A 26,638-nucleotide genomic window follows, 5' to 3' on the forward strand; every position below is an offset into this window, starting at 1 on the left:
TTATCTATATATACTATCACGATACAAAATAATACCCTCGGCTATATTAGCGAATTGGGGGTGAAAAATCTACTGTTTTATTCTCCTTTGTTATTGGTCAGAGCTTTCGTTGTCATTATTGTTATGAGTCGTGGATTCTTTAGGAACAGGCTTAGGTTTAGGAGCAACATTCTCCTCTGTATTTCTGTGCATCTGCTCTTTGGGTTTTGTCTCTTTAGGTTTTGATTCTTTAGGTTTTGATTCTTTAGGTGTCACTTCTTTGGACTTATCTTCTGATACCGAATCATGTAGCCTATCTTTATTGATTACTTTAGGTTCTGACCGAGTATTAGACGTATCTTGCCCATTATTATTTCTTTCGGGCAGAATTCTTCCTTCTTGAATTGACAGGGTATCATTTGGGCTATCAGATTTTTCAATACTCGTCTTGGCAGGTGCTGGTGGATTATCAGGTTTGGATTTAGTGGCTTCGGATGGTTTGGCTTTTGGAGCAGGCAATAGCTTAGGCGTGCTTTGAAGTTTGACTTCACGTGGGGCATTGTTTGTCACATCTTGTAATGGTGGGGTAATTTCATACTCATCCATTTGACTGACATACAGTTTAAATTCTTCAGGGAAGGTTTGAATATTATTTGGCAAACCAAAATCAAGGGTTTTGCTCGTACCAATCGCTTCTTGTGGCGAACCAAACGTGCCATAAGTCAACACAAAACGTTTTTGATTATTTTCATCCACGATACGAAAATAATTAAACTTATCTCGGTCATGGGTACGGCTATTAAGATAATCGGTGATGACCTCATGCTCTGCGACATTCATCACTTGTACTGTCCATTTACCGACATTGGCTTTGACAAAACGACTGTCTTTAAACTCTTTGGGATAATTCCGCATATCTCGAATCACCGCATCAAACTTGATGGGTTTTACCATGCTATGCGTTTCATCAGGATTATGGTTGGTTAATAATACCAAAGGGTCAACCACCAACCCATTGTCTGCACTTTTTTTAGCACTACTGGGTGTCGGTTTGATTGCTGATGCTACCCATACCATAAAAGTCAAACCTGCCGCAATCGCAGCCAGAATCAGCCAAATCGTCACTCGAAACGCCCATGAACGATATGCTGTCGATAAAGTAGTTAGCATAGTTTAACCTTAACCTTTTTATAAAAATCAATTACTTGGATGAGCCAAATATTAGCTGACAACCACTGGCTGTATGACCTGAGCTAAGGCTTGTGGATTATAATCTGCTGTCACCACCGCCTCACCCAACTGTTTTAGTAAAATCAAGCGAATTTGACCCGCTTTGACTTTTTTATCATGGCTCATCAACCGCATCACAGTATCGCTGTCAATCACAGGTGGCGTGATTGGTAAATTCGCTTGAGCAATCAAATTCACCGCTCGCTGAACATCATCCGTGTCTAGCCAACCCATTAATTGCGATAATTGCATGGCTTGTACCATACCAACTGCTACCGCTTCACCATGTAACCACGTGCCATAGCCTTCATGGGTTTCGATTACATGACCAAAGGTATGACCAAAATTGAGCAATGCTCGTTTATCTTGTTCAAACTCATCTTCTGCGACAATCTTTGCTTTGTGTTGACAGCAAGTTAACACTGCTTGAGCCAATAAATCCAAATCCAAATTGACCAACGCCGTCATATGTTGCTCAAGCCACGCCAAAAATACCACATCACCAATTAAGGCATACTTAATAACCTCAGCAAGCCCTGCCGACAACTCTCTAGCAGGCAACGAGGTTAAAGTCGACATATCTGCCAATACCAACTTAGGTTGCCAAAACGCCCCAATCATATTTTTGCCCAAGGGGTGATTGATACCTGTCTTACCGCCCACACTGGAATCCACTTGAGAAAGCAAGGTGGTCGGAATTTGAATAAAATCCACCCCACGCATAAAGGTGGCGGCCGCAAACCCCACCATATCACCAATCACCCCACCACCCAACGCTATCAAGGTACAATCACGGTTAAAATGGGCTTGCATCAGAGCATCATAAATATTATTAATGCTATCTTGGGTTTTATACTGCTCACCATCTGATAAAATACAAGTCGCCACTTGCTTATCCGTGGGCAACTGTGCCAACAAAGTGGCTAAATACAATGGTGCAACAGTATCATTGGTCACGACCAAAATTTGCTGTCCTGCAATATAGGGCAGAAAATCAAAGCCTTGCAATAGATTCTGCCCAATAAAAATAGGATAATCATGTGACCGTGTTTGTACCATCAAAGACTGCATAGCCCAATATCCTTATGCTCAGTATGCTTATTCTCACATTTATAATAGGGTGATAACTCATGCGTTTGGGTGTAGCTATCTAATTGATGCAAAATGCTTTCCACCATTTTTTTAGGCGAACTATGTCCAGTCGTCACCACAATATCTGCTAATTGTTGATAAATAGGGTCACGCACGGCAAATAATTCTGCCAAACGCTGTTTGGGGTTTTCAGTTTTAAGTAAGGGACGGTTTTTATCACGGCAAGTCCGTTCATACTGTACTGCCACTTCCGCTCGCAAATACACCACAATACCCCGTTTTAGGTACTGTTGATTAATTGGTGTGACCACCGCCCCCCCACCTGTTGCCAGTACCACATGGTTTTTTTGGGTCAAATAATCAATGGCACGGCTTTCACGTAGACGAAAACCTTGCTCACCTTCTTTATCAAAGATCCAGCCAATACTTGCCCCTGTGCTTGCCTCTACCTCATGGTCACTGTCATAAAACTGATAACCTAAATACTGGGCAAGTAGTTTACCAATGGTGGTCTTGCCTGCACCCATTGGTCCAATTAGCGTAATTAGTGGATACTGTCGATTCCCATCCATAAAAAAACCACAAATCATCATAAAATATCTTGGATATTATACGATGGTTTGTGGTAAATCGCTAGGACTTGCCAAAAGGCTTTTTTAGTTAATTAACTCGGCTGATACCATCATTAATTAATTTTGGCGTGACAAAAATCAACAACTCTTGTTTATTATTGGTCTTAGCCGTACGTTTAAAGAAGCGGTCAATGTAAGGAATATCCCCTAAGAATGGTACTTTGGTCACAGTGTCACCTAAGGTGTTTTTGAATACGCCACCTAAAACAACTGTTTGACCATCGTCCACCACCACATTAGTGGTAATTGAATCTTTACTTACCGCTGTAGCACCATTGACTAAAGTTGGAGCACCATTTTCGATTTTAAGGTCCATCCCAATACGTCCTTCAGGTGTAATATTGGGAGTTACTTCCAAACTTAAAGCCGCTTCAATAAAACTTGTGGTACTCGCACCACTAGAAGAAGCCTCTTGATAAGGAATTTGTGTGCCCGAGGCAATTTTAGCGGTTTGCTTATCTGCTGTTAACACTTTAGGGCTAGAAATCACTTCACCTTTATTGTCGGCTTGCATCGCAGACAACTCAAGATCCAATAACATATCAGAGATGCTTAACAATCCAAATGCAATACGACCTGCAGCACTTGAAGCCCCTAAGTTAACATTCAAATTATCAGGACGAGTAATGGTGTAGGTAGGATAAGAAACACTTTGACCATTGATAGTTGTACTCGACATACTATATTTTTTAAGATCCCAAATGGTTTGATCTGAGCCACCAACCAATAAATCACGGTTACTCGCCAACCCTTGCGATAAAACCCCCCATTTCACCCCAAGCTCTTTACTAAAGGTATCCGTTGCACTAACAATACGAGCTTCAATCATTACTTGTTTGACAGGAATGTCAATTTTACTGATTAAATCACGCATATTGGCAATGGTTTCTGAGGTATCTTGCACAATCAAGGTATTGGTACGCTCATCAATGGTAACCGTACCACGACTGGTTAATAATGAACCTGAGCTACCTCGCTCATCATTACGTGAACGCCCTGCTTCAATCAGTGTGCGTACGGTGCCTGCTTTGGCATAATTAAGTCGGATAAATTCAGTACGTAATGGGGCTAATTCTTTTTTATCAGACAAAGCTTTTAGTTCATCGGCTTCTTGCTTTTGTAATTCTGCCGCTGGAGCAACCCACATCACATTGCCATTCACCCGTTTATCCAAGCCTTTACTCTTTAAAATAATATCTAAGGCTTGATCCCAAGGCACGTTAATTAAACGTAAGGTGATATTACCTGACACGCTATCACTAGCGACAATATTGGTATTGGTGTGTTGACCCAGTACCTCAAGAATTGTACGTACACTCACATCTTGGAACTCTAGCGATAGGGGTGCACCTGAATAGGTACGCTCTTCCAAGGTAGGCTCTCTAAGCTTACGTGGTGGCTCAATATTGATATTGAGTTGACTGCCTGTTTGATAGGCTTTATATTCATAATCACCACTCATGGCAATACGAATCACCCCATTCCGCCCTTGATTATTAGTGACGATATCCTTGACCAGTCCACTACCAACATTCATCTGTTTTAGCAAACGGCTGGGAACGGTCGCCCCTGACATACGAATGACCAATTCATCGCCTGTGCGTTGTACATCAACAGGAATGCTTTCATTGGCTAGGGTAATCGCAACATTCCCCCCGCCATTACCACTATTATTAAAGTTAATCGAAGCCAATCCATCGTAGCTGTATTGCTGAGTCACAGCTACCGCAGGATTTAATAACGGATTAACTTTTACCACCATGGTATCATCAGTCGCTTTAGCTTCTTTACGATTGGCTTTTTTGCTGACGGTTTCGACAGGTGCTGGGGTGTCAATGACAACAGGTAGGGGAGCTACGACAGTTGGTGTCGGTGCTTCCACAACAATGGGTGTGACAGTCGGTGTGGTAACCACAGGTGCAATCGCACTGGGTGTATGCACCACAGTATTGGCGGTATTGGTCGGTTGTATGGCAACAACCAGTCGTTTATCCACCACTCGTGTACTAAAACTCGCATCCGCATTTAACTCAACAATCAACCGTGTTAAATTATCACTGGTCAAACTGGTCACTTGCTTAATACTGCCTGTATTAAAGCTTTGGATGCGGGCAGGCAACTGGTGGGTGGCATTAGGAAAATCCAATACCAAGCGATTGGGACTAGTCAGTTGATAGGCGGTTGGTTGTATCGCTGTCCCTAAAAAATCCACGTTTAATTCAGTCACTTGATTCGATGGTTGAGCCACGCTCATGGTACTGATGGTATCAGCTGCTATTGCTGTGCTACTCAACGTAATGGCACTTACCGCAATTGCAAGTTGGGATATAGAGGTACGCAATGGATAGGCAATGATGTTCATAAAGGCATCCTTAATACTTGTTCTTAACTCGCTGCGGCAACAATTGAGGCAGGTTTTTCAACATAGCCTACTCTGCTGTCAGGGACGATTTCTATTAAATTAATTTGTGTTGGGGTGATTTCAGCAATTCGCCCATCATTTTTGCCCATATAGTTACCAACTTTTACACTGGCGATACTACCATCTGGACGTTGAACCAATCCATATAGTTCACCTGATTGCGAAGCCACACTACCTTTATAGGTCAATTCATTCAATTCAAACTGTTCTAATGGTTCTTTAATACGTGTCACATCAGGTCGAACGCCTTCTACCTGTTCCGCCTGTGATGCTTGAAGCATAAGGCTTGGTGGCATAAAAGGACTTCTCAACTGAGATGCACTGTAAGTGAACTCTTCTACTCGCTCTGGTTCAGGTGGCGGTTTAACAGGTTGTGCTGGCTCACTACGAATTTGTTGCATTTTTTGTTCTGCGAGTCCCACACGGTCAGCACAGGCAGTGAGAAATAAACCAGCTATCAGCCATGGGACGATTTTATAATTATTTTTTAGCATCATTCGCTCCTGCCTTTTCGGCTGGTTTCTGCCCTTTTTTTAGGTCATCTTCAGTCAACTCTTTTGAACGATAGGTTTTAACATTTAAGATAAGCTTTGTTTCAGGTAGTTTATCTAAGCCCGTTTGAGGGTTATTGACTTCAAAATCATGTAACGTAATAATACGAGGTAGCTTTGCTAAACCACTCAAAAATGCCCCAAATTGATGGTAGTCACCATCTGCTTCAATGCGAATCGGTTGTTCGATAAAGAATTCTTGGGAAACTTCAGGCTCAACTTTGATATCTTTAAATGTAATACTACTACCTACACCCACCATATTAATACCATCGACCAAATCTGAAATACGGGTTTCTTTAGGTAGTTGATTTAACAACTCCTTAAAGTCAGATTGCATTTTTAGCACTTGTTGTTGGTATTCTTTAAGGTGTCGAGCTTTGGATTCTTTGGTACGGTATTGGTCAAGTAAGGTTTGCTCTTCTGCTTCTGCAGAGGCAATTTCATCTCGTTTTGAGCTAATTGGTAAAAACCATGTCAACAAAGCAATCAAACCAATCATAAATAACAGCACGGTGATTTTGACAGGAATGGGCCAGCTACCATAATTATTTTGGTCAAGGGATTTAAAACTATCAGCAAATTCTTGAAAGTTAAACTGTTTTTTTGGTTTGACAGTTTTTTCTTTTTTGGCAAATAAGCTTTTTTTATTGGATTTTGTCAGTTTAACCATGAGTTACTCCTTAGTCGCACTAGCAGTGGCTGAAGCAGGTGCGGTCTGGCTGGCAACCTTGGTTTTGGCGGTCTTACTCGCAACCTCAGCAGGTTTAATCATGGTAGTTACCTCAAAAGTAACATAATTATTTTCAGGGTAAGTCGCTGTTACATCCTCAGGTTTATTATTCGTAGCGGTAGTAGTAGTATTAGGAGTAGGCATTGCTGTTTGTTGGATGCTCACAACCGCTGAGTTTTCTAACCATACTGAACCATCTAAACTTCGCATAAAAGTCGCAATCACGTTGGGATTATCCGCTTTACCAGTAAAGGTAATTTTTTCACCTTCACGTTTCATATTGGTAAGGTACATTTGAGCAGGAATCACTCTAGCAATATCATCCCAAACACGCACAGGAATTGGTCTACGCCCCTGCAAGTCTTGAATTACTTTCATGCGAGCAATAATGTCATCACGTTGCTGTTCGAGTGATTCAATTTCGGTAAGGGCTTTATCGAGTTGGGTATTTTCTTCTTTGATACGCTCATTGGCAAGGCGTTGGCTTTCAAGGGTGTTGTTATAATAACTCCACGCAGCAAACGCACCTAATAAAGATAGTAAAAGCACCGCCACAACCAGTGTTATAAACTCACGGTTTTTACGTTCACGGACTTCTTTCCGCCAAGGCAATAAGTTAATTCTTGCCATTAGTCAAAACTCCTCAATGCTAGACCACAGGCTGCCATCAGGCTGGGTGCATCCATGATGAGTGCATCGGTCTTGATATTGTTATTAATTGTCATATTGGAGAAAGGATTAGCGATACTGGTACGACTACCCAGTTTTTGTTCAACCATACTGGCTAAACCGGGGATACTCGCACTACCACCAGACAATAAAATATAATCTACTTGATGGCTTTGACTGGATGAAAAATAAAATTGTAACGAGCGTGTAATTTGTTGGACAATCGAATCCAAAAATGGCATAAGGACATCAGATTGATAGTCATCTGGCAAGGTCATATTACGCTTGTTAAGCATGGCTTCTTCGTAAGTTAGACCGTAGCGATTTTGAATATTTTCGGTCAGCTGTGAGCCACCAAATAATTGCTCACGGCTGTATACAAACTCACCGTCTTTGGCAATATATAGCGTGGTTTGGCTATGCCCAATATCAATCAGTGCGACATTTTGCGGTTGACCTGGTAGGCTATCAACGATCAATTGAAAAGCTCGCTCAATGGCATACGATTCAACATCAATGACTTTTGCTTCAAGCCCGCCCATTGCCAAGACATCAACACGTTGATCAACGTTTTCTGAACGAGAAGCCACAAGTAGCACACGAGATTGCCCCTCGCTACTGGGTGAGTTCCCCAATACCTCAAAATCCAAGTTCACTTCATCCAATGGATAAGGGATATATTGGTCAGCATCTAAGCGAATTCTGGCTTCTCGCTCAGTATCAGACATATTGGTATCCATCTCAATCACTTTACTAATAACTGACGCACCTGAAACAGCGGTGGCGGCAGTTTTTGTCGAAAAGCTTTGAGATCGACTAAGCTTGGAGATAGCATCACTGACGGCTTCAATGTCGACAATGTTTTTGTCGGCGACCAATCCACGAGCCAATGGTTCAATACCATAGCTTTTTAGGTGAAATAGCCCTTGTTGCCTTGTGATTTCTACCATCTTAACGGCGGTAGAGGTAATATCGACACCAAGTAGTTGCTTGTTGTTTTTTGTAAATAACCTCACAAGAATGTTCCTTATTATTCTAATGTCGGTAACGGAAATTATTTTAATGATACGATACTTGAGAAAGCAAACTTATTCAACCTTTTTTGTCCACCTAATCGGTGCGTTTCTAAAAAAAGCGATAAAGGGTAAGAATTTTTTACAGTAAAATATGAATTTTCGCTATAATGTGACTTTATTTTTCTTGAGCTGATGATTTTATGTCCACCTCAACCCCTGTCTCTTCTTTTACTTGGTTACGCCTATTATTAAATCTTTGTATGGCATTGATTGCACTATTCTTTGTCTTATTATTGGCGTTTCCCATTGGTTTTTATGGCATGGCAATGTATATTGGTCCAAGCCTACCCAGTTTGGACGAATTAAAACAAGCCAAACTGGCAATGCCGCTACAGATTTATACCCAAGATAATAAACTCATCGGTCAATATGGCAATACCATGTCACTGCCTGTCGCCTATGAACAAATACCAAAAAATATGGTGAATGCGTTTTTGGCAGCAGAAGATTCCTCTTTTTTTCAGCACAGTGGCATTAGTGTCAAAGGTATTGGGCGTGCCTTGACCGAAGCGGTGAGCGATGATGAAGGGCAAACAGGTGGTTCGACCATTACTCAGCAAGTTGCCAAAAATTATTTTTTATCATCTGAACGCACCCTCAATCGTAAATTAACTGAGTTATTTTTGGCTCGAAAAATCGAAGAAAAACTCAGTAAAAACGATATTTTCACCTTATATGTCAATAAAATTTATTTGGGTGAAGGGGCGTATGGCATCAGAGCAGCCGCTAAACAATATTATAGCAAATCCTTAGATAAGTTGACAATTGCTGAAATGGCAATGATTGCAGGGTTACCCAAAGCCCCTTCCAAATACAACCCTGTGGCAAATCCTGAACGTGCCTTAGAACGCCGTAATTGGATTATCGGACAAATGCTAAAAAATGGGGCAATTACCCAAGCCCAGCATGATGAGGCAGTGGTTGCACCGATTGGTTTACATTTATACCAAGCCAAGTTGGATATGAATTTTCCTTATTTGGCAGAAATGACTCGCTTTGCGATGGTACAGCAATACGGTGAAAGCGTAGTCGATTCTGGTTGGCGGATTCGTTTGACCATTAACAGTGAAACCCAGAAAATTGCCGAAAATGCCCTAAAACGGGGACTATTTGCTTACGACCGCCGTCATGGATGGCGTGGTGGCATGGGGAATACCAAAGATAAAGAAAAACCTGTTAAACTTGCCAATTTCCCTGTTCTCAATGGCTTTTATCCTGTTGAAGTCACCAAAGTATATGCAGGTAATGGCTTTGATGCAGTCATGCAAGATGGCACTGCGATTAAAGTGCCTTGGTCAGCGATGCGTTGGGCAACGCTTCGCTATCGCAATCCCAACTCAGCTTATATCTCTAACAATATCGTTAACCCCCATGATATTGTGTATGTCAGCAGTAATGAGGATAAGACCAGTTGGAATCTAGTACAGATTCCTGCAGTTGAAGGCTCATTGGTATCTGTGAATCCAGATACGGGGGCATTATTGACAGCGGTTGGTGGCTTTGACTTTTATAAAAGTAAGTTTAACCGTGCATTACAAGGCTATCGCCAGCCGGGTTCTACGATTAAACCCTTGGTGTATACCACCGCCCTTGAAAAAGGCTTTAGCCCAGACACCTTAGTTTCTGACGGTCCGCTAAAAGTCGGTTCTTGGGAACCGAAAAACTCAGGAGGTGGTAACCTCGGTATGATACCGCTACGCAAAGGATTGTACTTATCACGCAACTTGGTATCTATTCGTGTCCTACGTTCAGCAGGTATCTCAGATACACGAGAAATGCTCAATCAATTTGGGCTAGAAAAAGACCGTATGCCCACCACCCTATCCTTGGCACTCGGTTCAGGTGAAGCCACACCGATTCAGATGGCAACCGCTTATGCTACCTTTGCCAATGGTGGGCATCGTATTCAACCTTACTTCATTGAACAAATTTTTGACTACTCAAATAAACTAATCTACCAAGCCAACCCCCAACAGGCGTGTGCTATCTGCTTTAATAGTGAACTTAAACGCACCAACGAAGCCAACATTAAAGCCTATCAACACACCCAAAAATTATTGGCGAACCCAGACTTACGACTCAATGATAAACAAGATACTGAACAACCTGTCGATTTATTAGATGAAAATCCATTAGATAATAAAGATAAAGAAAAAAACAAAGATAAAACCAAAGATAGTAAGCAAGATAAAGCCACAGAATTAACCGAAGACCAACAAATCCAAGCCGAGCTTGAAGCCCTAAAAGCCAGTAAACAACAAGCCTTGCAAGCCAAAATTTATGATGCAGGCCCAGAAACAGATAAGCTTAAACCCACACCTATACAATATGTGACCGCCCAGCAAGCCCCTCGCATCATCGCCTCAAGCTCTGCCTTCCAAATGGCAAATATCTTACGTGATGTCATCCAACGAGGCACTGCAACCAAAGCCAAAGCCATGGGACGCTCAGATGTCGGCGGTAAAACAGGGACAACCAATGATGCCAAAGACGCATGGTTTGCAGGCATTCACCCAACTATGGCAACTGCGGTATGGATTGGCTTTGACCAACCGATTGGTTTGGGTAAAAAAGAATTTGGTGGTGTGGCTGCCCTACCTGTTTGGATGGACTTTACCTCAAAAATGCTTAAAGGCAAACCTGTGGAATGGGTATCGGTCAATAACCGTGCAAAATCAAAAAAGAAAGAGCAGGAAACCATTGAATTGACTGACAAAGGCAGTCGCCGAGTGGATAGCAAAGGCAATGAAATCAAAGAAGACGATAAGCCACCACAAGCAGTCGCTCAAAAACGCCCAGTAGAAGTCGCCTCAACCGTGAATGCTACTTTTGACAATACCGCTCAATTACAAAATAATCGTCCGTTGACTAACCCAGCGAACAACTCAACCAGCAAATAAGGTATATGGGACTTACAAAAAATATCATTTGTAAGTTGATTTGAAGTATAAGACCCAACTTACATGATTGATAATGTTGGGTTTCGCACACTCAATCCAACCTACACATTATGAAAATGCGTAAGTCCTAGCTATCATTAAAACTCCACCATACCTGCACGTAACGCCTCAATCACCGCCAATAAATCCTGTCGCCATTGACGAAGCAAGTCAGTGGAGATTGTCGAACCATGCGAACTGGTTGGCATAACCCCTGTTGCCATGACATCCACAACTGGCAAGCGTAAGCTATCAGCCGTACTATCAGTTAATACGTCATCTTTGGGCGTGGGTTTATATAGCACCTGTTGCCATGCTCGCTCAATTTCCCCCAAAAAATCCGTTTGTAATAACTTGGTCAAACGCAACACCTCTGGCGATATTTGGGTACGAGCCTCTAAAGCATGAGCAATGCTGTCTAAGCTTGGTTGGGTTTGATTGAGTTGATAATAGCGAGCAATTTCTTGTAACAGTGCCAAATAACCGCCATGCAAGTGCATCACAGCTGATTCAATATGGGCTTGCACCAGTTGTGGGTCTTGGGTTTGTTCAGCCAATTGGCAATACACTCGCACAAAATACAATTTTTGGTTGGTGCGGTCAGCGTGATAACGTGCAACTCGATTTGCCATAATATAATTCCTTAAAAATAACAGCCATAAAAAAGGCCGATACTTTGACCGACCTCTTTTATTAATTCACGATTATTTTGCCTCTTGATTAAACTCTTCGGCAAATTGGTCTTCAAAACTCATCGGTGCAACTTCTGAGCTTTCGGTAAATAGACTATCCAAGGCATCAAGGCTGTCTTCAGCGACAGGGGCAACCGTGGTAGCCGTTTCTTGACGTTGAGTATGATATGCCAAACCTGTACCTGATGGGACAAGACGACCCACGACCACGTTTTCTTTCAGACCACGTAAGTCATCAATCTTACCTGTGACGGCAGCAGCAGTCAATACACGAGTGGTTTCTTGGAACGAAGCCGCTGAAATAAAGCTTTCAGTTGCCAATGAAGCTTTGGTAATACCGAGCAATAAACGTTCAAACTTCACAGGGAATTTGTTTTCGCTGTCCAATTTTTTGTTAAGTGCTACGATATCCGCATATTCCGCTTGGTCGCCTTTGAAGTAGCTAGAGTCGCCACCCTCAGTGATTTCGACTTTACGAAGCATTTGACGAATAATAACTTCAATGTGTTTGTCGTTGATTTTTACCCCTTGTAGGCGATAAACATCTTGCACTTCGTTGACGATATAATTCGCCAATTCGGTTTCACCTTTTAGGCGTAAGATATCATGCGGGTTGGCTGGGCCGTCAGCAATGACTTCGCCACGTTCCACACGCTCACCCTCAAACACGTTGATTTGTCGCCATTTTGGAATCAACTCTTCATGGATATCACCATCATCATTGGTGATGATAAAGCGGTTTTTACCTTTGGTTTCTTTACCAAAACTGACTGTACCACTCATCTCTGCCATGATGGCATGGTCTTTTGGACGGCGAGCTTCAAACAAGTCAGCCACACGAGGTAGACCCCCTGTAATATCTTTAGTACCTGACGATTCTTGTGGCACACGACCCAAAATCGAACCTGTGGTCACTTCATCGCCCTCACGCACACGCAAGATGGTTTGTTGTGGTAAGAAATACACCACTTCTTTACCTTCAGCGGTATCTAAGATAATCGCTGGGCGGAGGTCTTTACCACTGGTTGGGCGGTCTTTGGTTGCCAAAATTTCGTAAGAACTCATCCCTGTGGCTTCGTCAATTTTCATGGTTGCCGTGATGCCATCAGTGATGTCATTGAAACGGGCTTTACCAGACACCTCAGTGATAATTGGGTGGGTATGCGGATCCCATTTGGCAATGACTTGACCTGCGGTCACTTCTGCACCATCAGTCACCATAACTGATGAGCCGTAAGGTACTTTATAATGCTCACGCTCACGTCCTAGCTCATCGGTCACACCAATTTCAGCAGAACGAGAAACAACGACCAAGTGACCATCGGCATGGCTTACTGATTTCAAGTTTTGGAAGCGAACAGTACCGCCTTTATTGACCTGAATGCTGTTTTCCACGGCTGCCGCATTTGCCGCACCACCCACGTGGAAGGTACGCATGGTCAGCTGTGTCCCCGGTTCACCGATTGATTGAGCCGCCATCACACCCACTGACTCACCGATATTCACACGATGACCACGAGCAAGGTCACGACCGTAACACTTAGCACACACACCATAAGGCACATCACAGGTAATGACAGAGCGTACCCACACTTCATCAACACCGTGTTCATCTAGCTCTTTAACCCAATGTTCATCAAGTAATGTACCGACTGGAATCGCTACTTCGCCTGTTTTGTTTGAAATGACATCTTTGGCAGTCACACGACCCAATACACGGTCAGCCAACTGCTCGATGATTTCGCCACCCTCAATGTGTGGTTTCATCAAAATGCCTTTGTCTGTACCACAATCTTGTTGGGTAATGACCAAATCTTGAGCCACATCAACCAAACGGCGAGTCAAATAACCCGAGTTTGCGGTTTTTAATGCAGTATCCGCCAAACCTTTACGAGCCCCGTGGGTCGAGATAAAGTATTGTAAGACGCTCAAACCTTCACGGAAGTTGGCTTTAATTGGGGTTTCGATAATCGAGCCGTCTGGTTTTGCCATCAAGCCACGCATACCTGCCAACTGACGAATCTGAGCGGCACTACCCCTCGCCCCTGAGTCTGACATGATATAAATCGAGTTAAAGGATTTTTCTTTTTCCTCTTCGCCTTTGCTATTGATAACGGTATCTTGGGATAGGTTATCCATCATGGCTTTAGCGATTTGTTCGTTGGTACGTGACCAAATATCAATCACTTTATTATAGCGTTCACCTGCGGTCACAAAACCTTGTTCAAACTGGCTTTCAATCTCACGTACTTCGGCATCGGCTGATTCGATGATTTTGTTTTTGGTTGGTGGAATAACCATGTCTTCCATACCAATTGACACACCTGATAAGGTCGCTTGAGCAAAACCTAGGTACATTAATTGGTCAGCGAACATAACGCTATGCTTCACGCCCATTGTACGGTAACACGCATTAATCAACTTAGCGATGTTCTTTTTGGTCATCTCTTTGTTGACTTCATCAAAACTCATACCTTTTGGCGTGATGTTCCAAATCAAACAACGACCTGCGACTGTTTCGACTTTACGTTTTTGTTTGCTAGCATTGCCTGCTTCATCATAAGTCGTTTCGGTCACACGCACGGTAATTTTGGCATTGACGCTCAAATCACGTGTACCCAACGCACGATAAACTTCTTCAACATTGGCAAAGGTCATACCTTCACCTTTGGCATTGACTTTACCACGGCTGATATAGTATAGACCCAAGACAACGTCTTGTGATGGGGTAATGATTGGCTCACCGTTGGCAGGTGACAAGATGTTGTTGGTAGACATCATCAAGGCACGGGCTTCAAGCTGGGCTTCAAGGGTCAATGGCACGTGTACCGCCATTTGGTCACCGTCAAAGTCGGCGTTGAACGCACTACACACCAATGGGTGTAACTGAATCGCTTTACCTTCAATCAATACAGGCTCAAACGCTTGTAAACCAAGACGGTGAAGGGTTGGTGCACGGTTAAGTAGCACTGGGTGTTCACGAATCACACTGGCAAGCATATCCCAAACGGCTGGCTCTTCACGCTCAACCATTTTCTTGGCAGCTTTGATGGTGGTGGCGATACCATTTTGGAGCAATTTGGCATAAGTAAATGGCTTGAACAACTCCAATGCCATTTTCTTTGGCAAACCACATTGATGCAAGCGTAGGTATGGACCAACGGTAATGACCGAACGTCCAGAGTAATCCACACGTTTACCCAATAAGTTTTGGCGGAAACGACCTTGTTTACCTTTAATCATGTCTGCCAATGATTTGAGTGGGCGTTTGTTCGAGCCAGTGATGGCACGTCCACGGCGACCATTATCCAATAACGCATCAACTGACTCTTGCAACATACGTTTTTCGTTACGCACAATGATGTCAGGAGCATTTAACTCTAATAAACGTTTTAGACGGTTATTTCGGTTAATCACACGGCGATAGAGGTCATTCAAATCAGACGTGGCAAAACGACCACCTTCCAGTGGGACTAATGGACGCAAATCAGGTGGCAATACAGGCAAGATGGTCATTACCATCCATTCTGGCTTGTTGTTTGAATCACGGAATGATTCAAGCAGTTTCAAGCGTTTTGACATTTTTTTGAGTTTGGTTTCTGAACCTGTATTGGGAATTTCTTCACGCAATTGGTCAATTTCCAAATCCACGTCAATATCTTTTAGCAAGTCTTGAACGGCTTCTGCACCCATTTTGGCAGTGAATTCATCACCAAATTCTTCAAGGGCTTTGAAATAATCTTCATCGTCAAGCAACTGATATTTTTCAAGGCTAGTCATTCCTGGGTCAGTGACGACATAGCTTTCAAAATACAACACACGCTCAATATCACGAAGCGTCATATCCAATAATAGACCGATACGGCTAGGCAGTGATTTTAAGAACCAAATATGAGCAACAGGACTGGCAAGCTCGATATGTCCCATACGGTCACGGCGAACTTTGGCTGCGGTGACTTCTACGCCACATTTTTCACAAATCACACCTTGGAATTTACGGCGTTTGTATTTACCACATAGGCATTCGTAGTCTTTGACTGGCCCGAAGATTTTGGCACAAAACAAGCCATCACGCTCAGGTTTAAAGGTACGGTAGTTGATGGTTTCAGGCTTTTTAACTTCACCGTGTGACCATGATTTGATGGTATCTGGCGAGGCTAAAGAAATTTGAATGCTGTCAAATTCTTGAGTGTTAGAATCGACAGGGCTTTTCATAATATCGAGTAAGTCTTTCAAACTGCTTCTCCATCGGATTCGCTGGCAAGGTCATCGTTGACACCCTAAAAGGCTACGCCCTATAGACGCATGACAACCGAGCAGACTTTAGTTGATTTTGGTATTTTTTAAAGCGATTATAAAGGTATTGCTAAATACAGCGAATACAAGGTGATAGTTTAAATCAACTACCCCTTGTATGTCAGTTAACCATCTATTGATTAACTTTTATTCTTGCTATAGTCTTTGAGTTCAATGTTAATACCCAACGATTTGATTTCTTTGGTCAATACATTGAACGACTCAGGCATACCCGGTGCCATGTTTTGCTCACCATCCACGATGTTTTTGTACATACGTGTACGACCTTCAACATCGTCCGATTTAACAGTTAGCATTTCTTGTAGTGTGTAGGCAGCACCATAAGCTTCTAATGCCCATACCTCCATCTCACCGAAACGCTGTCCACCAAACTGAGCTTTACCACCCAATGGCTGTTGGGTGACTAATGAGTAAGAACCAGTCGAACGGGCGTGCATTTTGTCATCAACCAAGTGGTTCAGTTTGAGCATATACATATAACCAACGGTCACTGCACGGTCAAACTGTTGACCTGTACGTCCGTCAAACAAGATTTGTTGACCTGTGGTTGGCATATCCGCAAGCTCAAGCAAGCCTTTGATTTGGGTTTCTTTTGCACCGTCAAATACGGCTGTACCCATTGGCACACCTGCACGTAGATTTTTTGACATGGCAATAATTTCATCATCGGTCATGCTTGCCAAATCCACTTGCTCACCACCAATTTGGTTATAGATTTTATCCAAGAACTCACGCAATTCAGCAACAGCAGCCTGTTGTTTTAGCATGTTATCAATCTTGATACCCAAGCCACGTGCTGCACCACCCAAGTGGGTTTCCAAAATCTGACCCACATTCATACGAGAAGGTACACCCAGCGGATTTAGTACGATGTCAACAGGGTTACCGTTTTCATCATATGGCATATCTTCGATTGGCATAATGCGTGAAACCACACCCTTATTACCATGACGACCCGCCATTTTGTCCCCTGGTTGGATACGGCGTTTGACCGCAAGATAGACTTTAACAATTTTTTGTACGCCATGCGTCAAATCATCGCCTGCGGTCAATTTGCGTTTTTTCTCAGTGAATTTTTCATCAATTTCTTGTTGTTTATCAGTCAAGAAATCAGCGATTTGCGTCAAACGCTCTGCAATATCTTCTTGAGTTGGTTGGATATCCAACAAGGTTTCGAGCGACATATCCATCAGATTGTCTTCAGCCAATACTGTGCCTGATTTTAGCCCTGCACCACCACTAACCGTTTGACCTGTTAACAAGGTAATGATGCGTCCACGTGCCGCATTTTCGAAAATACGTAGCTCTTCTTTTAAGTCTTTACGGTAGCTATCAAGCTGGGCTTTTTCGATGGCAATCGCACGGCTATCTTTTTCAACGCCATCACGTGTAAACACTTGCACGTCAATAACCGTACCTTTGGTGCTTGATGGTACACGCAATGAGGTATCTTTAACATCCGCCGCTTTTTCACCAAAAATCGCACGCAATAGCTTTTCTTCTGGGGTCAGTTGGGTTTCACCTTTTGGTGTGACTTTACCGACTAGAATATCGCCACCTTGGACTTCTGCACCGATATACACAATCCCTGCTTCGTCAAGGTTGGCAAGGGCAGCTTCACCCACATTTGGAATATCGCCTGTGATTTCTTCTGTACCGAGTTTGGTATCACGAGCCACACAGGTCAATTCTTGAATGTGAATGGTGGTAAAACGGTCTTCTTTAACCACACGCTCAGATAATAAAATCGAGTCCTCGAAGTTATAACCATTCCAAGGCACGAATGCCACACGCATATTTTGACCAAGAGCCAGTTCACCTAAGTCGGTTGAAGGACCATCGGCAAGGATATCGCCATGAGCAATCACATCACCTTGGTTGACAATGATACGTTGGTTAATACAGGTGTTTTGGTTAGAGCGGGTGTATTTGATGAGGTTATAAATATCAATACCTGCTTCACCTGCCTGCATTTCAGCTTCATTGACTTTCACGACAATACGGCTGGCATCAACATCCATAATCACACCGCCACGCTTGGCAATCACACACACGCCAGAGTCATGGGCAACGTGACGCTCCATACCTGTACCGACCAATGGCTTGTCTGAGCGAAGCGTTGGCACAGCTTGACGTTGCATGTTTGAACCCATCAAGGCACGGTTGGCATCGTCATGTTCCAAGAATGGAATCAAGCTGGCTGCCACGGATACCACCTGACGTGGTGATACGTCCATATGGGTCACTTTTTCAGGTGGCATACGCACGAAGTCGCCATAACTACGTACCGATACATAATCTTCAGTCAAATTACCTGTGCTATCGACAGGTGAATCTGCTTGAGCAATGACCGTACCGACTTCTTCAATCGCTGATAGATATTCGATTTCATCAGTGACTTTGCCATCCACGACTTTACGATATGGGGTTTCTAAAAAGCCAAATTCGTTAGTCTTAGCATATACCGCCAATGAGTTAATCAAACCAATGTTTGGACCCTCAGGGGTTTCAATCGGACACACACGACCATAATGGGTTTGGTGTACGTCACGTACCTCAAAGCCTGCACGTTCACGTGTCAAACCACCTGGACCTAGAGCAGAAACACGGCGTTTATGGGTAATTTCTGACAATGGGTTATTTTGATCCATGAACTGTGAAAGTTGTGATGAACCAAAGAATTCTTTAATGGCGGCTGCCACAGGTTTTGAGTTAATCAAATCTTGTGGTGACAAGTTATCTGATTCTGCATTATTTAGGCGTTCTTTCACTGCACGCTCAACACGCACCAGACCAACACGGAATTGGTTTTCGGTCATCTCACCAACTGAACGTACACGGCGATTACCCAAGTGGTCAATATCATCCACTTCACCACGACCATCACGGATTTCAATCAAGGTTTTTAACACCTCAATGATATCGTCATTGGTCAAGACACTGCGTTCACGTTGCACTTCTGGGTCATTGGTCGGCTCATAGACACGACCCAAACGGCGATTGAACTTCATGCGACCCACGTTTGACAAGTCATAACGGTCAGCATTAAAGAACATTGATTCAAATAGCTTTTCGGCAGTATCAAGGGTTGGTGGCTCACCTGGACGCATCACCTTGTAAATCTCAATCAAGGCTTCTTCACGGCTCAAGGCAGTATCGGCACGCAACGTATCCGCAATGTACGAGCCGTGGTCGATATCATTGGTAAACAACACATCAAACTCAGCCACGCCACTGTTGCTGATTTTGACCAAGGTTTCATGGTCAATGAGTTGGTTAGCACGTGCGATGACTTCGTCATCCACCACAATATCTTGCCCCAAAATACGCTCATACAGATACTCATCAGGTACGGCTAATTTGGTCATGCCAATTTGTTCAATTTTACGAATCGCACGGGCATTAATACGTTTACCTTGCTCAACAATCACTTCACCATCAGGTGACACAATTTCAAACTGAGCCATCTCACCACGTAAACGGTCAGCAATCAGTTCGATTTCAAACTGTTCGGCCCCTTTATAGACACGAGTTTTTTGGTAAAACGCATCCAAAATCTCTTGATTGGTCATACCGATGGCGTGTAGAATCACCGTTGCCAATAATTTACGGCGGCGGTCAATACGAGCAAATACCAAATCTTTGGCATCAAATTCAAAGTCTAACCACGAACCACGGTAAGGGATAATACGTGCGTTATACAGCACTTTACCACTTGAGTGTGACTTACCTTTATCATGGTCGAAAAACACACCCGGAGAACGGTGCAACTGTGACACAATCACACGCTCTGTACCGTTGATGACGAATGTACCATTCTCAGTCATCAATGGGATTTCCCCCATATAAACACTTTGTTCACGAATGTCTTTAATGGCAGCTTTTGAATCTTTATCTTTGGCATCTTTGTCTTTAATCACAAGACGGATTTTGACACGCAATGGTGCGGCAAAAGTCGAACCACGTAAGATACACTCACGCACATCAAACTCAGGCTCACCCAAATAATATTCAACAAATTGCAATTCAGCATTACCAGAATGGCTCTCAATTGGGAAAATTGAGGTAAAGGCTGCTTGCAAGCCAATGTTTTCTCGACCTTTCGGCTTTTTATGTTCCTGTAAAAATTGCTCATACGAATCGACTTGGATTGCCAACAAATAAGGCACATCCATGACGGTAGGCAATTTTGCAAAACTTTTACGAATGCGTTTTTTTTCAGTATATGAGTATGCCATTAAAAGTCCTTAAACATTCAAAGCGTTAATGCCAACCCAAACACTCATTCACCGCATTGACTCAGTAGTCATCTACCCTACCTTAACCAAATTGTATGAACCAGTGATGGAATTTTAATCTCTTAAATGAGCGTGGGCGACACCACCGAGGTGAAGCCAATATTTCGAGCGATAAAAACGACAAAAAGCCAAACATCGGTAAGACATTTAGCTGATTTAGCTTAATCAATTAATAACTGCGTTACTACTAGCATGGAGCGAACGTGTCCTTTGTATGTGTGTCAACGTCAGCTGTTGGGTGACACGCAAAGTCAAGATTATTATTATATAATAAAAAAGCCTCTCTTGCAACTAGCAAGAAAGGCTTTTTTGCTACTACGAAGTAGTAAGTGACATCTTAGAATTATTTCAATTCTACAGTTGCACCAGCTTCTTCTAGTTTTTTCTTCAATTCTTCGGCTTCAACTTTGTTTGCACCTTCTTTGATTGGCTGTGGAGCACCTTCAACTAGGTCTTTAGCTTCTTTCAAGCCTAAGCCAGTGATTTCACGAACAGCTTTAATAACAGCTACTTTCTTGTCGCCAGCACCAGTCAACATAACGGTGAAGTCGTCTTTTTCTTCAGCAGCAGGTGCATCACCAGTAGCGGCAGGAGCAGCAGCCAAAGCAGCAGCTGATACGCCAAATTTTTCTTCCATCATAGTGATAAGTTCTACGATTTCCATTACTGATTTTTCTGCGATTGCATCAAGGATTTCTTGGTTAGTTAATGCCATGATAATAATTCCTAAATAAGTGAATAAGGTTGTTTCAATACAAAAAGTGGATTAATCAGCAGATTAAGCAGCTTCTTGCATTTGGTCACGAAGTGCAGCCAAAGTACGAGCCAATTTGCCAGCAGCGGCTTCTTTCATCGTACCCATCAAGCGTGCAATCGCTTCATCATAAGTTGGTAAGGTTGCTAAACGGTCGATATCTTTAGCTGGGATAAACTCACCATCAAAGGCAGCACCTTTAATTTCAAACTTGTCGTTCGTTTTTGCAAACTCTTTGAACAAACGGGCAGCAGCACCAGGATGTTCAGCTGAGAAAGCAATCAACGTAGGACCTACAAATACGTCATTTAACACGGCGTAGTTGGTGTCTTCTAAGGCACGGCGTAATAGAGTATTACGCACGATACGCATTTCAACACCCGCTGCACGAGCTTCTTTACGTAGCTGGGTCATTTTGCCAACGGTCACACCACGTGCGTCCGCAACAACAGCAGAAAGGGCACCTTTGGCAGATTCACTTACTTCAGCAACAATCGTTTGTTTGTCTTGAAGATTTAATGCCATTGGGTTGTCTCCATATTATTAATAATAAAATCATTATTAATAAATTTAGTTTAAATAATTAAGTGCTTACTTTTATCTAATGGATAAAGGCAAGCTTAATTACCATGCCATACGGTGTAAATTTCTTTACTTTCCGTCTGCGTAGGCTGACAAAGCAATTAAACCAAATATTGCTTGATGAGCAAGATTTAGAACCTACGGTCTTAGACAGCACAACCCGTGTGCTGAACTAATATTTAAAATTTGATAATCAAGATATTAGCGTTAATTAGGAATAATACTAAGATGTGTTGGGCGTATACAATACGCCCCTACAAAACCTATCTTATTGCTAATTTAAACAACTATAATACTATATGACTTATGCTAAACGGTAAGGTACTGGATCAAGTGTTAGGCCAGGTCCCATGGTGCTAGACAAGGTGATTTTCTTGATGTAGATGCCTTTTGAGGTCGCTGGTTTGGCTTTTTTCAAATCGGCAATCAATGCGTTAGCATTTTGAGCGATTTGGTCAGCAGTGAAACCAACTTGACCAATCGTGGTATGAATAATACCTGCTTTGTCAACACGGTAAGTTGCCTGACCTGCTTTGGTGTTTTTGACCGCTTCAGCAACGTTTGGTGTAACTGTGCCAACTTTTGGGTTTGGCATTAAGCCACGTGGACCTAGGATTGTACCTAATTGACCAACGACACGCATCGCATCTGGTGAAGCGATAACCACGTCAAAGTCCATGTTACCCGCTTTGATGCTTTCGGCTAGGTCTTCAAAACCAACGATATCTGCACCTGCTTCTTTAGCAGCATCAGCAGCAGCACCTTGAGCAAATACGGCAACACGTTTGGTTTTACCAGTACCTGATGGTAGGTTAGTAGCACCACGAACGACTTGGTCAGATTTACGTGGGTCAACACCTAGGTTGATAGCGATGTCGATAGACTCTTTGAATTTTGCAGGTGGTAATTGGTTTAAAATACCAACCGCTTCTTCAAGGGTGTATAATTTGTTTGCATCAAAGCTATCAGCGATTGCTTTTTGACGTTTTGTTAATTTAGCCATTTACACGCCCTCCACGTCAACGCCCATTGAACGAGCTGTACCTGCAAGGGTACGAATCGCAGCGTCTAGGTCAGCAGCGGTTAGTTCTGCATTTTTAGTTTTGGCGATTTCTTCTAACTGTTCACGGTTTACTTTACCGACTTTAGTTTTGTTTGGCACACCAGAACCTTTGGCTGCCCCTGCAGCTTTACGAATTAAGAAAGCAGCAGGTGGTGATTTCATGATAAAAGTAAATGATTTATCATTATAAACGGTGATTTCTACTGGTACTGGCAGACCAGGTTCCATGCTTGCAGAGGCAGCATTGAACTCTTTACAGAATGCCATGATGTTCACACCTTTTTGACCCAATGCTGGACCAATTGGTGGTGATGGATTTGCTTTACCAGCTGGCACTTGTAGTTTGATGTAACCATCAATCTTTTTAGCCATGATAGACTCCTATGTGGGTAATAACGCTAATGAATGTTAGCTCCCCATATGTGAATATAAGCCATAAGAAGTTTTGGTTCTTATAGACGGTTTTTAAAAGCCCATTATTATACCGTTTTTTTGTCAAAGGTAAAGTGAAGTTTCACTTAATTTACAAAAATTCAGTGGTTGATAATGAGGGTATTTATTGACTTTTTTCGACTTGTTTGAACTCAAGTTCAACAGGCGTTGGGCGATTAAACACGTTAACGGTCAATTGTAAGCGTGATTTTTCGTAATCCACTTTTTCGACCAAGCCTTTAAATTCAGTAAATGGCCCATCAATGACCAACACTTCTTCACCCGGTTCAAATAAGGTTTTAGGGCGGGGTTTGTTTTCATTGGTATTGAGGCGATTAAGGATGGTATCCGCTTCTTTTGGGGTGATGGGAGCTGGGTTTTCTGGTGTACCACCGATAAAGCCCATCACACGAGGGCAGTCTTTGACCAAGTGCCATGTATTGTCATTCATGTCCATTTCAATCAGCACATACCCAGGGAAGAATTTACGTTCAGATTTGCGTTTTTTACCATCACGCATTTCAATCACTTCTTCGGTTGGTACTAGGACTTGACCGAACGATTCTTGATACTCACTGCGATTGATACGCTCAATTAAGGAACGTTGCACTTGTTTTTCAAAGCCTGAAAAGGCTTGTACGATATACCAACGCATGGGAAGCTTCCTCTTTTAATATAAGCTTGTCTAAACGACAACGCTCAAGGTACGATTATAAGTCATGCTAACAAATCTTTGGCTGAGAGTATAGTTTTGTTAGTAAATTTACAAATAAAAACCCACATAGGTGGGTTATAAAACACAGACTATATGGGTTTGAAAGATTGATATAGATAACCTTAAAATTAGCTACCAACCATGTAATGAATGACTTGGGTAAAAATGGTATCTAATAGCCAAACAATCAGTGCTAAAATACCTGTGACCACTGCGACTTGCCATGTGTATTGGGTGGTTTCTTGTTTGGAAGGCCATGTGACACGGCGTAACTCTACTCGAGAATCTAGCAATAATGTCTTGAAGGCACTGCCTTGGTTGGTCATGGCTAAAGCTAAGATTGCCATGATAATCATAACAGCAATCACCGCTATTCTCGTCCAAACGTTACTGGCAGGTTGCCAATAGGCAGGCAGATAGTGGTTAACCAAGGTTGCCCCAATTAATAATACAATAGCCACAACCCAAAGTATCATGTCTTTTGGGTCACGGCGTTTGGCAACTTCGATTGTTGAAGGTTCGTGAATCAGTGGATTGTCACCAGACACCCTGTCACCATGCAATTCTGCTAGTTTCTTTTCTAGCATATTTTTCATAGGGTTGTCCTGTTACTATTCAGTGAAGATATTTAATTGCTTAAGGAGCAACTTTTAGTATATTTATATATGGCAGGCGATGTAGGACTCGAACCTACAACCCTCGGTTTTGGAGACCGATGCTCTACCAATTGAGCCAATCGCCTTTACTTGCTGGGAGTTGGTATTATAGCTATTTTTTTGATGATTGCAAGTGTTGAATACAATTTTTATCGGTTTTAATCGTCCATTTACCGCAAAATACACCTTGCAAAAAGTTGGGCGAATGCCTTACGTCCCTAAATTATCATCGAATGTTCCATGGGTTACGCTTCGCTAACCCACGTTACAAGATTGAAGATTATAAGAGAATTTTGTTTTGGTACTTATTAGCGATTACCAATATAACACCCAACCATTTTCCACAGGTACTCGTGGGTCGCTGTTAATTTTGTCTTTAAGGGCTAAGGCCGCCACTTTGCCGTTTTCAGGCCCAACTACCACTCGTACGCCTCGGCTGGTTTGACTGGTTTTGACACGATAGCCAGCGGATTGCAGTTTTTTGGCAATTTCATCGGCTTTCTTTTGGTCAGTGGCAAGGGCGATTTGTACGCCAAATGTGCCTTTGGCATCGGTTTCTTTGACGGTTTGACGAGCTTGTTTGAGTTTGTCTTGAGCAAGTTTGTAGGCTTGTTTTTCGTCTTGTTTACGTTTGGCTTCAAGGGCTTGGGCTTGTTGTTTTGCCAAGGCTTCTTGTTTTTTGCGATTAATTTCGGCTTGGCGTTGTTGCTCTTGCTGTTGGGCTAGTAATATGGCTTCTTGTTTTTTACGAGCGATTTCTTGTTGGCGTTGCTGTTCTTTTTGTACCGCTTCTTGTTTTTTACGGTTGATTTCAGCTTGACGTTGTTGGGCTTGTTGTTGCTCACGTTGGTGTGCTAATTGTTGTAGTGATTGGGCTTGCTTTGCATTTGGGATGACAAGGTTTTGTCCCACATGAAGTGTGCTATTGGTAGATAGCCCATTTGCCATTGCCAACGCTTCTACAGGGACATTATAACGGCGAGATAAGCCAATTAAGCCCTCCCCTGCTTTAACTTGATAAGAAGAAGGGTTTGTGGCGGTTGTTTTTACCACAGGTTTGGTGGGGGTTTGTTCAATTGGTTTAACTGTTGCTGGTACAGTAGGTTGTGGTCTTGGTGTCACAGCCACGGTGGTCGGTATTGGTTTTGGCGAAGGAGCTTGGGTAACAGGGGTGGCTGGTTGAGCTACTGCTTGCGGTGTTTGGCTATTGATAGTATTGATTGCCGTTGGGCGTGGGGTAACGACTGGGGTAGTAATTGCCGTGACTGAGGTATTATTGGCTGTGACTGTACTGGCTGGTTTGGTCGTATACAGTTGATTTTCGGCACGACTGCGTGCCAACGCTTCTGCTTCAATACGTTGTTGTTCGGTTAGGTATTGTTGAGCTGCTTGTTCTTGGGCTTCAACCCGTTGTTCACGTAGTTTTTGTTTTTCGGCAAGAATGTTTTTTTCGGTTTGCATATCCGCTGTCAATGGGTTAGTACCCACAACTGAGGCGGTAGGGTTTGAAGCGACAAGACTGGTTTCTGCGTCCGATGAGGGATTGGGGTTGGCATTCATCACTTGATGAACGGTAGCATATAGCAGAACGCTACCACCCAAAAATACAGAACTACCTAAAATTGCTTGTTTTGAAAATTTCATCAAATCCTCTTACTGGTTGAAACCCTTCCCTTTAGGGAAATACAATACTATTGGGAGGGGCGTAACCCTTTCCAATTTGTTTGCAATTCACGTTGCACACGTGGATTGAAACATCACGCTGACCCAACGCTGTGATTAATGCCTTTGTTAATGCTAGAAATT

General features: G+C 42.8%; 20 protein-coding genes and 1 tRNA gene. 2 read left to right on the forward strand and 19 right to left on the reverse strand.

What is annotated here, in order from left to right:
* Window positions 1-90: 90 nt before the first annotated feature.
* The 8 genes from ACK1U4_RS08255 to ACK1U4_RS08290 all read right to left on the reverse strand — a co-directional run bounded on the left by ACK1U4_RS08255 (window position 91) and on the right by ACK1U4_RS08290 (window position 8,324).
* Window positions 91-1,149 (reverse strand): hypothetical protein, encoded by a 1,059-nt coding sequence (locus tag ACK1U4_RS08255; protein ID WP_419401060.1) that lies wholly within the window; start codon window positions 1,147-1,149, stop codon window positions 91-93.
* A 51-nt stretch (window positions 1,150-1,200) separates the two neighbouring features.
* Entirely contained in the window at window positions 1,201-2,280 is a 1,080-nt protein-coding gene (aroB, locus tag ACK1U4_RS08260; RefSeq protein ID WP_419401059.1) for a 3-dehydroquinate synthase, read from the reverse strand.
* A complete protein-coding gene (locus ACK1U4_RS08265) occupies window positions 2,268-2,873 on the reverse strand; it encodes a shikimate kinase (protein WP_419401058.1) in 606 nt (201 codons plus the stop codon). The genes aroB and ACK1U4_RS08265 overlap by 13 nt, the downstream gene beginning before the upstream one ends.
* Window positions 2,874-2,961: 88 nt before the next feature.
* The gene (gene pilQ / locus ACK1U4_RS08270; protein ID WP_419401057.1) at window positions 2,962-5,295 is read right to left on the reverse strand and encodes a type IV pilus secretin PilQ; all 2,334 of its coding nucleotides are present in this window, start codon (window positions 5,293-5,295) and stop codon (window positions 2,962-2,964) included.
* 23 nt (window positions 5,296-5,318) lie between these two features.
* The gene (locus tag ACK1U4_RS08275) at window positions 5,319-5,849 is read right to left on the reverse strand and encodes a pilus assembly protein PilP (RefSeq protein WP_419401056.1); all 531 of its coding nucleotides are present in this window, start codon (window positions 5,847-5,849) and stop codon (window positions 5,319-5,321) included.
* Window positions 5,836-6,579 carry a type 4a pilus biogenesis protein PilO gene (locus ACK1U4_RS08280; RefSeq protein WP_419401055.1) on the reverse strand — a complete coding sequence of 248 codons (744 nt, stop codon included), beginning with the start codon at window positions 6,577-6,579 and terminating at the stop codon, window positions 5,836-5,838. The genes ACK1U4_RS08275 and ACK1U4_RS08280 overlap by 14 nt, the downstream gene beginning before the upstream one ends.
* 3 nt (window positions 6,580-6,582) lie before the next feature.
* Window positions 6,583-7,269, reverse strand: coding sequence for a PilN domain-containing protein (locus ACK1U4_RS08285; RefSeq protein ID WP_419401054.1), 687 nt, complete (start codon window positions 7,267-7,269; stop codon window positions 6,583-6,585).
* Window positions 7,269-8,324, reverse strand: coding sequence for a pilus assembly protein PilM (locus ACK1U4_RS08290; protein WP_419401053.1), 1,056 nt, complete (start codon window positions 8,322-8,324; stop codon window positions 7,269-7,271). Before ACK1U4_RS08290 ends, ACK1U4_RS08285 begins: the two co-directional genes overlap by 1 nt.
* 200 nt (window positions 8,325-8,524) lie before the next feature.
* Here ACK1U4_RS08290 and ACK1U4_RS08295 point away from each other — a divergent pair, with 200 nt between their 5' ends.
* Window positions 8,525-11,284, forward strand: a complete 2,760-nt coding sequence (locus ACK1U4_RS08295) for a penicillin-binding protein 1A (RefSeq protein WP_419401052.1) — start codon at window positions 8,525-8,527, stop codon at window positions 11,282-11,284.
* Window positions 11,285-11,421: 137 nt separating this feature from the next.
* Here the strand turns inward: ACK1U4_RS08295 and ACK1U4_RS08300 are convergent, their stop codons facing one another.
* The 5 genes from ACK1U4_RS08300 to rplJ all read right to left on the reverse strand — a co-directional run bounded on the left by ACK1U4_RS08300 (window position 11,422) and on the right by rplJ (window position 21,909).
* A complete protein-coding gene (locus ACK1U4_RS08300; protein WP_419401051.1) occupies window positions 11,422-11,955 on the reverse strand; it encodes a DUF6586 family protein in 534 nt (177 codons plus the stop codon).
* 72 nt (window positions 11,956-12,027) lie between these two features.
* A complete protein-coding gene (gene rpoC / locus ACK1U4_RS08305; protein ID WP_419401050.1) occupies window positions 12,028-16,251 on the reverse strand; it encodes a DNA-directed RNA polymerase subunit beta' in 4,224 nt (1,407 codons plus the stop codon).
* A gap of 200 nt (window positions 16,252-16,451) precedes the next feature.
* Window positions 16,452-20,570 (reverse strand): DNA-directed RNA polymerase subunit beta, encoded by a 4,119-nt coding sequence (gene rpoB / locus ACK1U4_RS08310; protein WP_419401049.1) that lies wholly within the window; start codon window positions 20,568-20,570, stop codon window positions 16,452-16,454.
* 403 nt (window positions 20,571-20,973) lie between these two features.
* Window positions 20,974-21,345 (reverse strand): 50S ribosomal protein L7/L12, encoded by a 372-nt coding sequence (gene rplL, locus ACK1U4_RS08315; protein WP_419401048.1) that lies wholly within the window; start codon window positions 21,343-21,345, stop codon window positions 20,974-20,976.
* 63 nt (window positions 21,346-21,408) lie between these two features.
* A complete protein-coding gene (gene rplJ / locus ACK1U4_RS08320; RefSeq protein ID WP_419401047.1) occupies window positions 21,409-21,909 on the reverse strand; it encodes a 50S ribosomal protein L10 in 501 nt (166 codons plus the stop codon).
* A gap of 104 nt (window positions 21,910-22,013) precedes the next feature.
* Between rplJ and ACK1U4_RS08325 the strand changes: the two genes are divergently transcribed.
* Window positions 22,014-22,142 (forward strand): hypothetical protein, encoded by a 129-nt coding sequence (locus tag ACK1U4_RS08325; RefSeq protein ID WP_419401046.1) that lies wholly within the window; start codon window positions 22,014-22,016, stop codon window positions 22,140-22,142.
* A 128-nt stretch (window positions 22,143-22,270) separates the two neighbouring features.
* Here the strand turns inward: ACK1U4_RS08325 and rplA are convergent, their stop codons facing one another.
* From rplA to ACK1U4_RS08355, 6 genes are all read right to left on the reverse strand, one after another.
* A complete protein-coding gene (gene rplA / locus ACK1U4_RS08330; RefSeq protein WP_419401045.1) occupies window positions 22,271-22,969 on the reverse strand; it encodes a 50S ribosomal protein L1 in 699 nt (232 codons plus the stop codon).
* On the reverse strand, window positions 22,970-23,401 hold the full coding sequence (gene rplK / locus ACK1U4_RS08335) for a 50S ribosomal protein L11 (protein WP_419401044.1): 432 nt from the start codon (window positions 23,399-23,401) through the stop codon (window positions 22,970-22,972). It abuts the gene before it with no gap.
* Window positions 23,402-23,585: 184 nt separating this feature from the next.
* Window positions 23,586-24,116 (reverse strand): transcription termination/antitermination protein NusG, encoded by a 531-nt coding sequence (gene nusG / locus ACK1U4_RS08340; RefSeq protein WP_419401043.1) that lies wholly within the window; start codon window positions 24,114-24,116, stop codon window positions 23,586-23,588.
* 188 nt (window positions 24,117-24,304) lie between these two features.
* Window positions 24,305-24,772 (reverse strand): preprotein translocase subunit SecE, encoded by a 468-nt coding sequence (secE, locus tag ACK1U4_RS08345; protein WP_419401042.1) that lies wholly within the window; start codon window positions 24,770-24,772, stop codon window positions 24,305-24,307.
* Window positions 24,773-24,842: 70 nt separating this feature from the next.
* Window positions 24,843-24,918, reverse strand: a tRNA-Trp gene (locus ACK1U4_RS08350).
* Window positions 24,919-25,147: 229 nt separating this feature from the next.
* Window positions 25,148-26,476, reverse strand: a complete 1,329-nt coding sequence (locus ACK1U4_RS08355) for a LysM peptidoglycan-binding domain-containing protein (RefSeq protein ID WP_419401041.1) — start codon at window positions 26,474-26,476, stop codon at window positions 25,148-25,150.
* Window positions 26,477-26,638: the final 162 nt, after the last annotated feature.

The organism is Moraxella sp. TY6 (genome assembly GCF_048551375.1).
Classification (GTDB): Bacteria; Pseudomonadota; Gammaproteobacteria; order Pseudomonadales; family Moraxellaceae; genus Faucicola.

Coding starts and splice junctions, on each gene's coding strand:
- ACK1U4_RS08255 (WP_419401060.1), bottom strand. CDS start 1,149: ATGCTAACTACTTTATCGACAGCATATCGTTCATGGGCGTTTCGAGTG.
- aroB (WP_419401059.1), bottom strand. CDS start 2,280: ATGCAGTCTTTGATGGTACAAACACGGTCACATGATTATCCTATTTTT.
- ACK1U4_RS08265 (WP_419401058.1), bottom strand. CDS start 2,873: ATGGATGGGAATCGACAGTATCCACTAATTACGCTAATTGGACCAATG.
- pilQ (WP_419401057.1), bottom strand. CDS start 5,295: ATGAACATCATTGCCTATCCATTGCGTACCTCTATATCCCAACTTGCA.
- ACK1U4_RS08275 (WP_419401056.1), bottom strand. CDS start 5,849: ATGCTAAAAAATAATTATAAAATCGTCCCATGGCTGATAGCTGGTTTA.
- ACK1U4_RS08280 (WP_419401055.1), bottom strand. CDS start 6,579: ATGGTTAAACTGACAAAATCCAATAAAAAAAGCTTATTTGCCAAAAAA.
- ACK1U4_RS08285 (WP_419401054.1), bottom strand. CDS start 7,269: ATGGCAAGAATTAACTTATTGCCTTGGCGGAAAGAAGTCCGTGAACGT.
- ACK1U4_RS08295 (WP_419401052.1), top strand. CDS start 8,525: ATGTCCACCTCAACCCCTGTCTCTTCTTTTACTTGGTTACGCCTATTA.
- ACK1U4_RS08300 (WP_419401051.1), bottom strand. CDS start 11,955: ATGGCAAATCGAGTTGCACGTTATCACGCTGACCGCACCAACCAAAAA.
- rpoB (WP_419401049.1), bottom strand. CDS start 20,570: ATGGCATACTCATATACTGAAAAAAAACGCATTCGTAAAAGTTTTGCA.
- rplL (WP_419401048.1), bottom strand. CDS start 21,345: ATGGCATTAACTAACCAAGAAATCCTTGATGCAATCGCAGAAAAATCA.
- rplJ (WP_419401047.1), bottom strand. CDS start 21,909: ATGGCATTAAATCTTCAAGACAAACAAACGATTGTTGCTGAAGTAAGT.
- ACK1U4_RS08325 (WP_419401046.1), top strand. CDS start 22,014: ATGCCATACGGTGTAAATTTCTTTACTTTCCGTCTGCGTAGGCTGACA.
- rplA (WP_419401045.1), bottom strand. CDS start 22,969: ATGGCTAAATTAACAAAACGTCAAAAAGCAATCGCTGATAGCTTTGAT.
- rplK (WP_419401044.1), bottom strand. CDS start 23,401: ATGGCTAAAAAGATTGATGGTTACATCAAACTACAAGTGCCAGCTGGT.
- nusG (WP_419401043.1), bottom strand. CDS start 24,116: ATGCGTTGGTATATCGTACAAGCCTTTTCAGGCTTTGAAAAACAAGTG.
- secE (WP_419401042.1), bottom strand. CDS start 24,772: ATGAAAAATATGCTAGAAAAGAAACTAGCAGAATTGCATGGTGACAGG.
- ACK1U4_RS08355 (WP_419401041.1), bottom strand. CDS start 26,476: ATGAAATTTTCAAAACAAGCAATTTTAGGTAGTTCTGTATTTTTGGGT.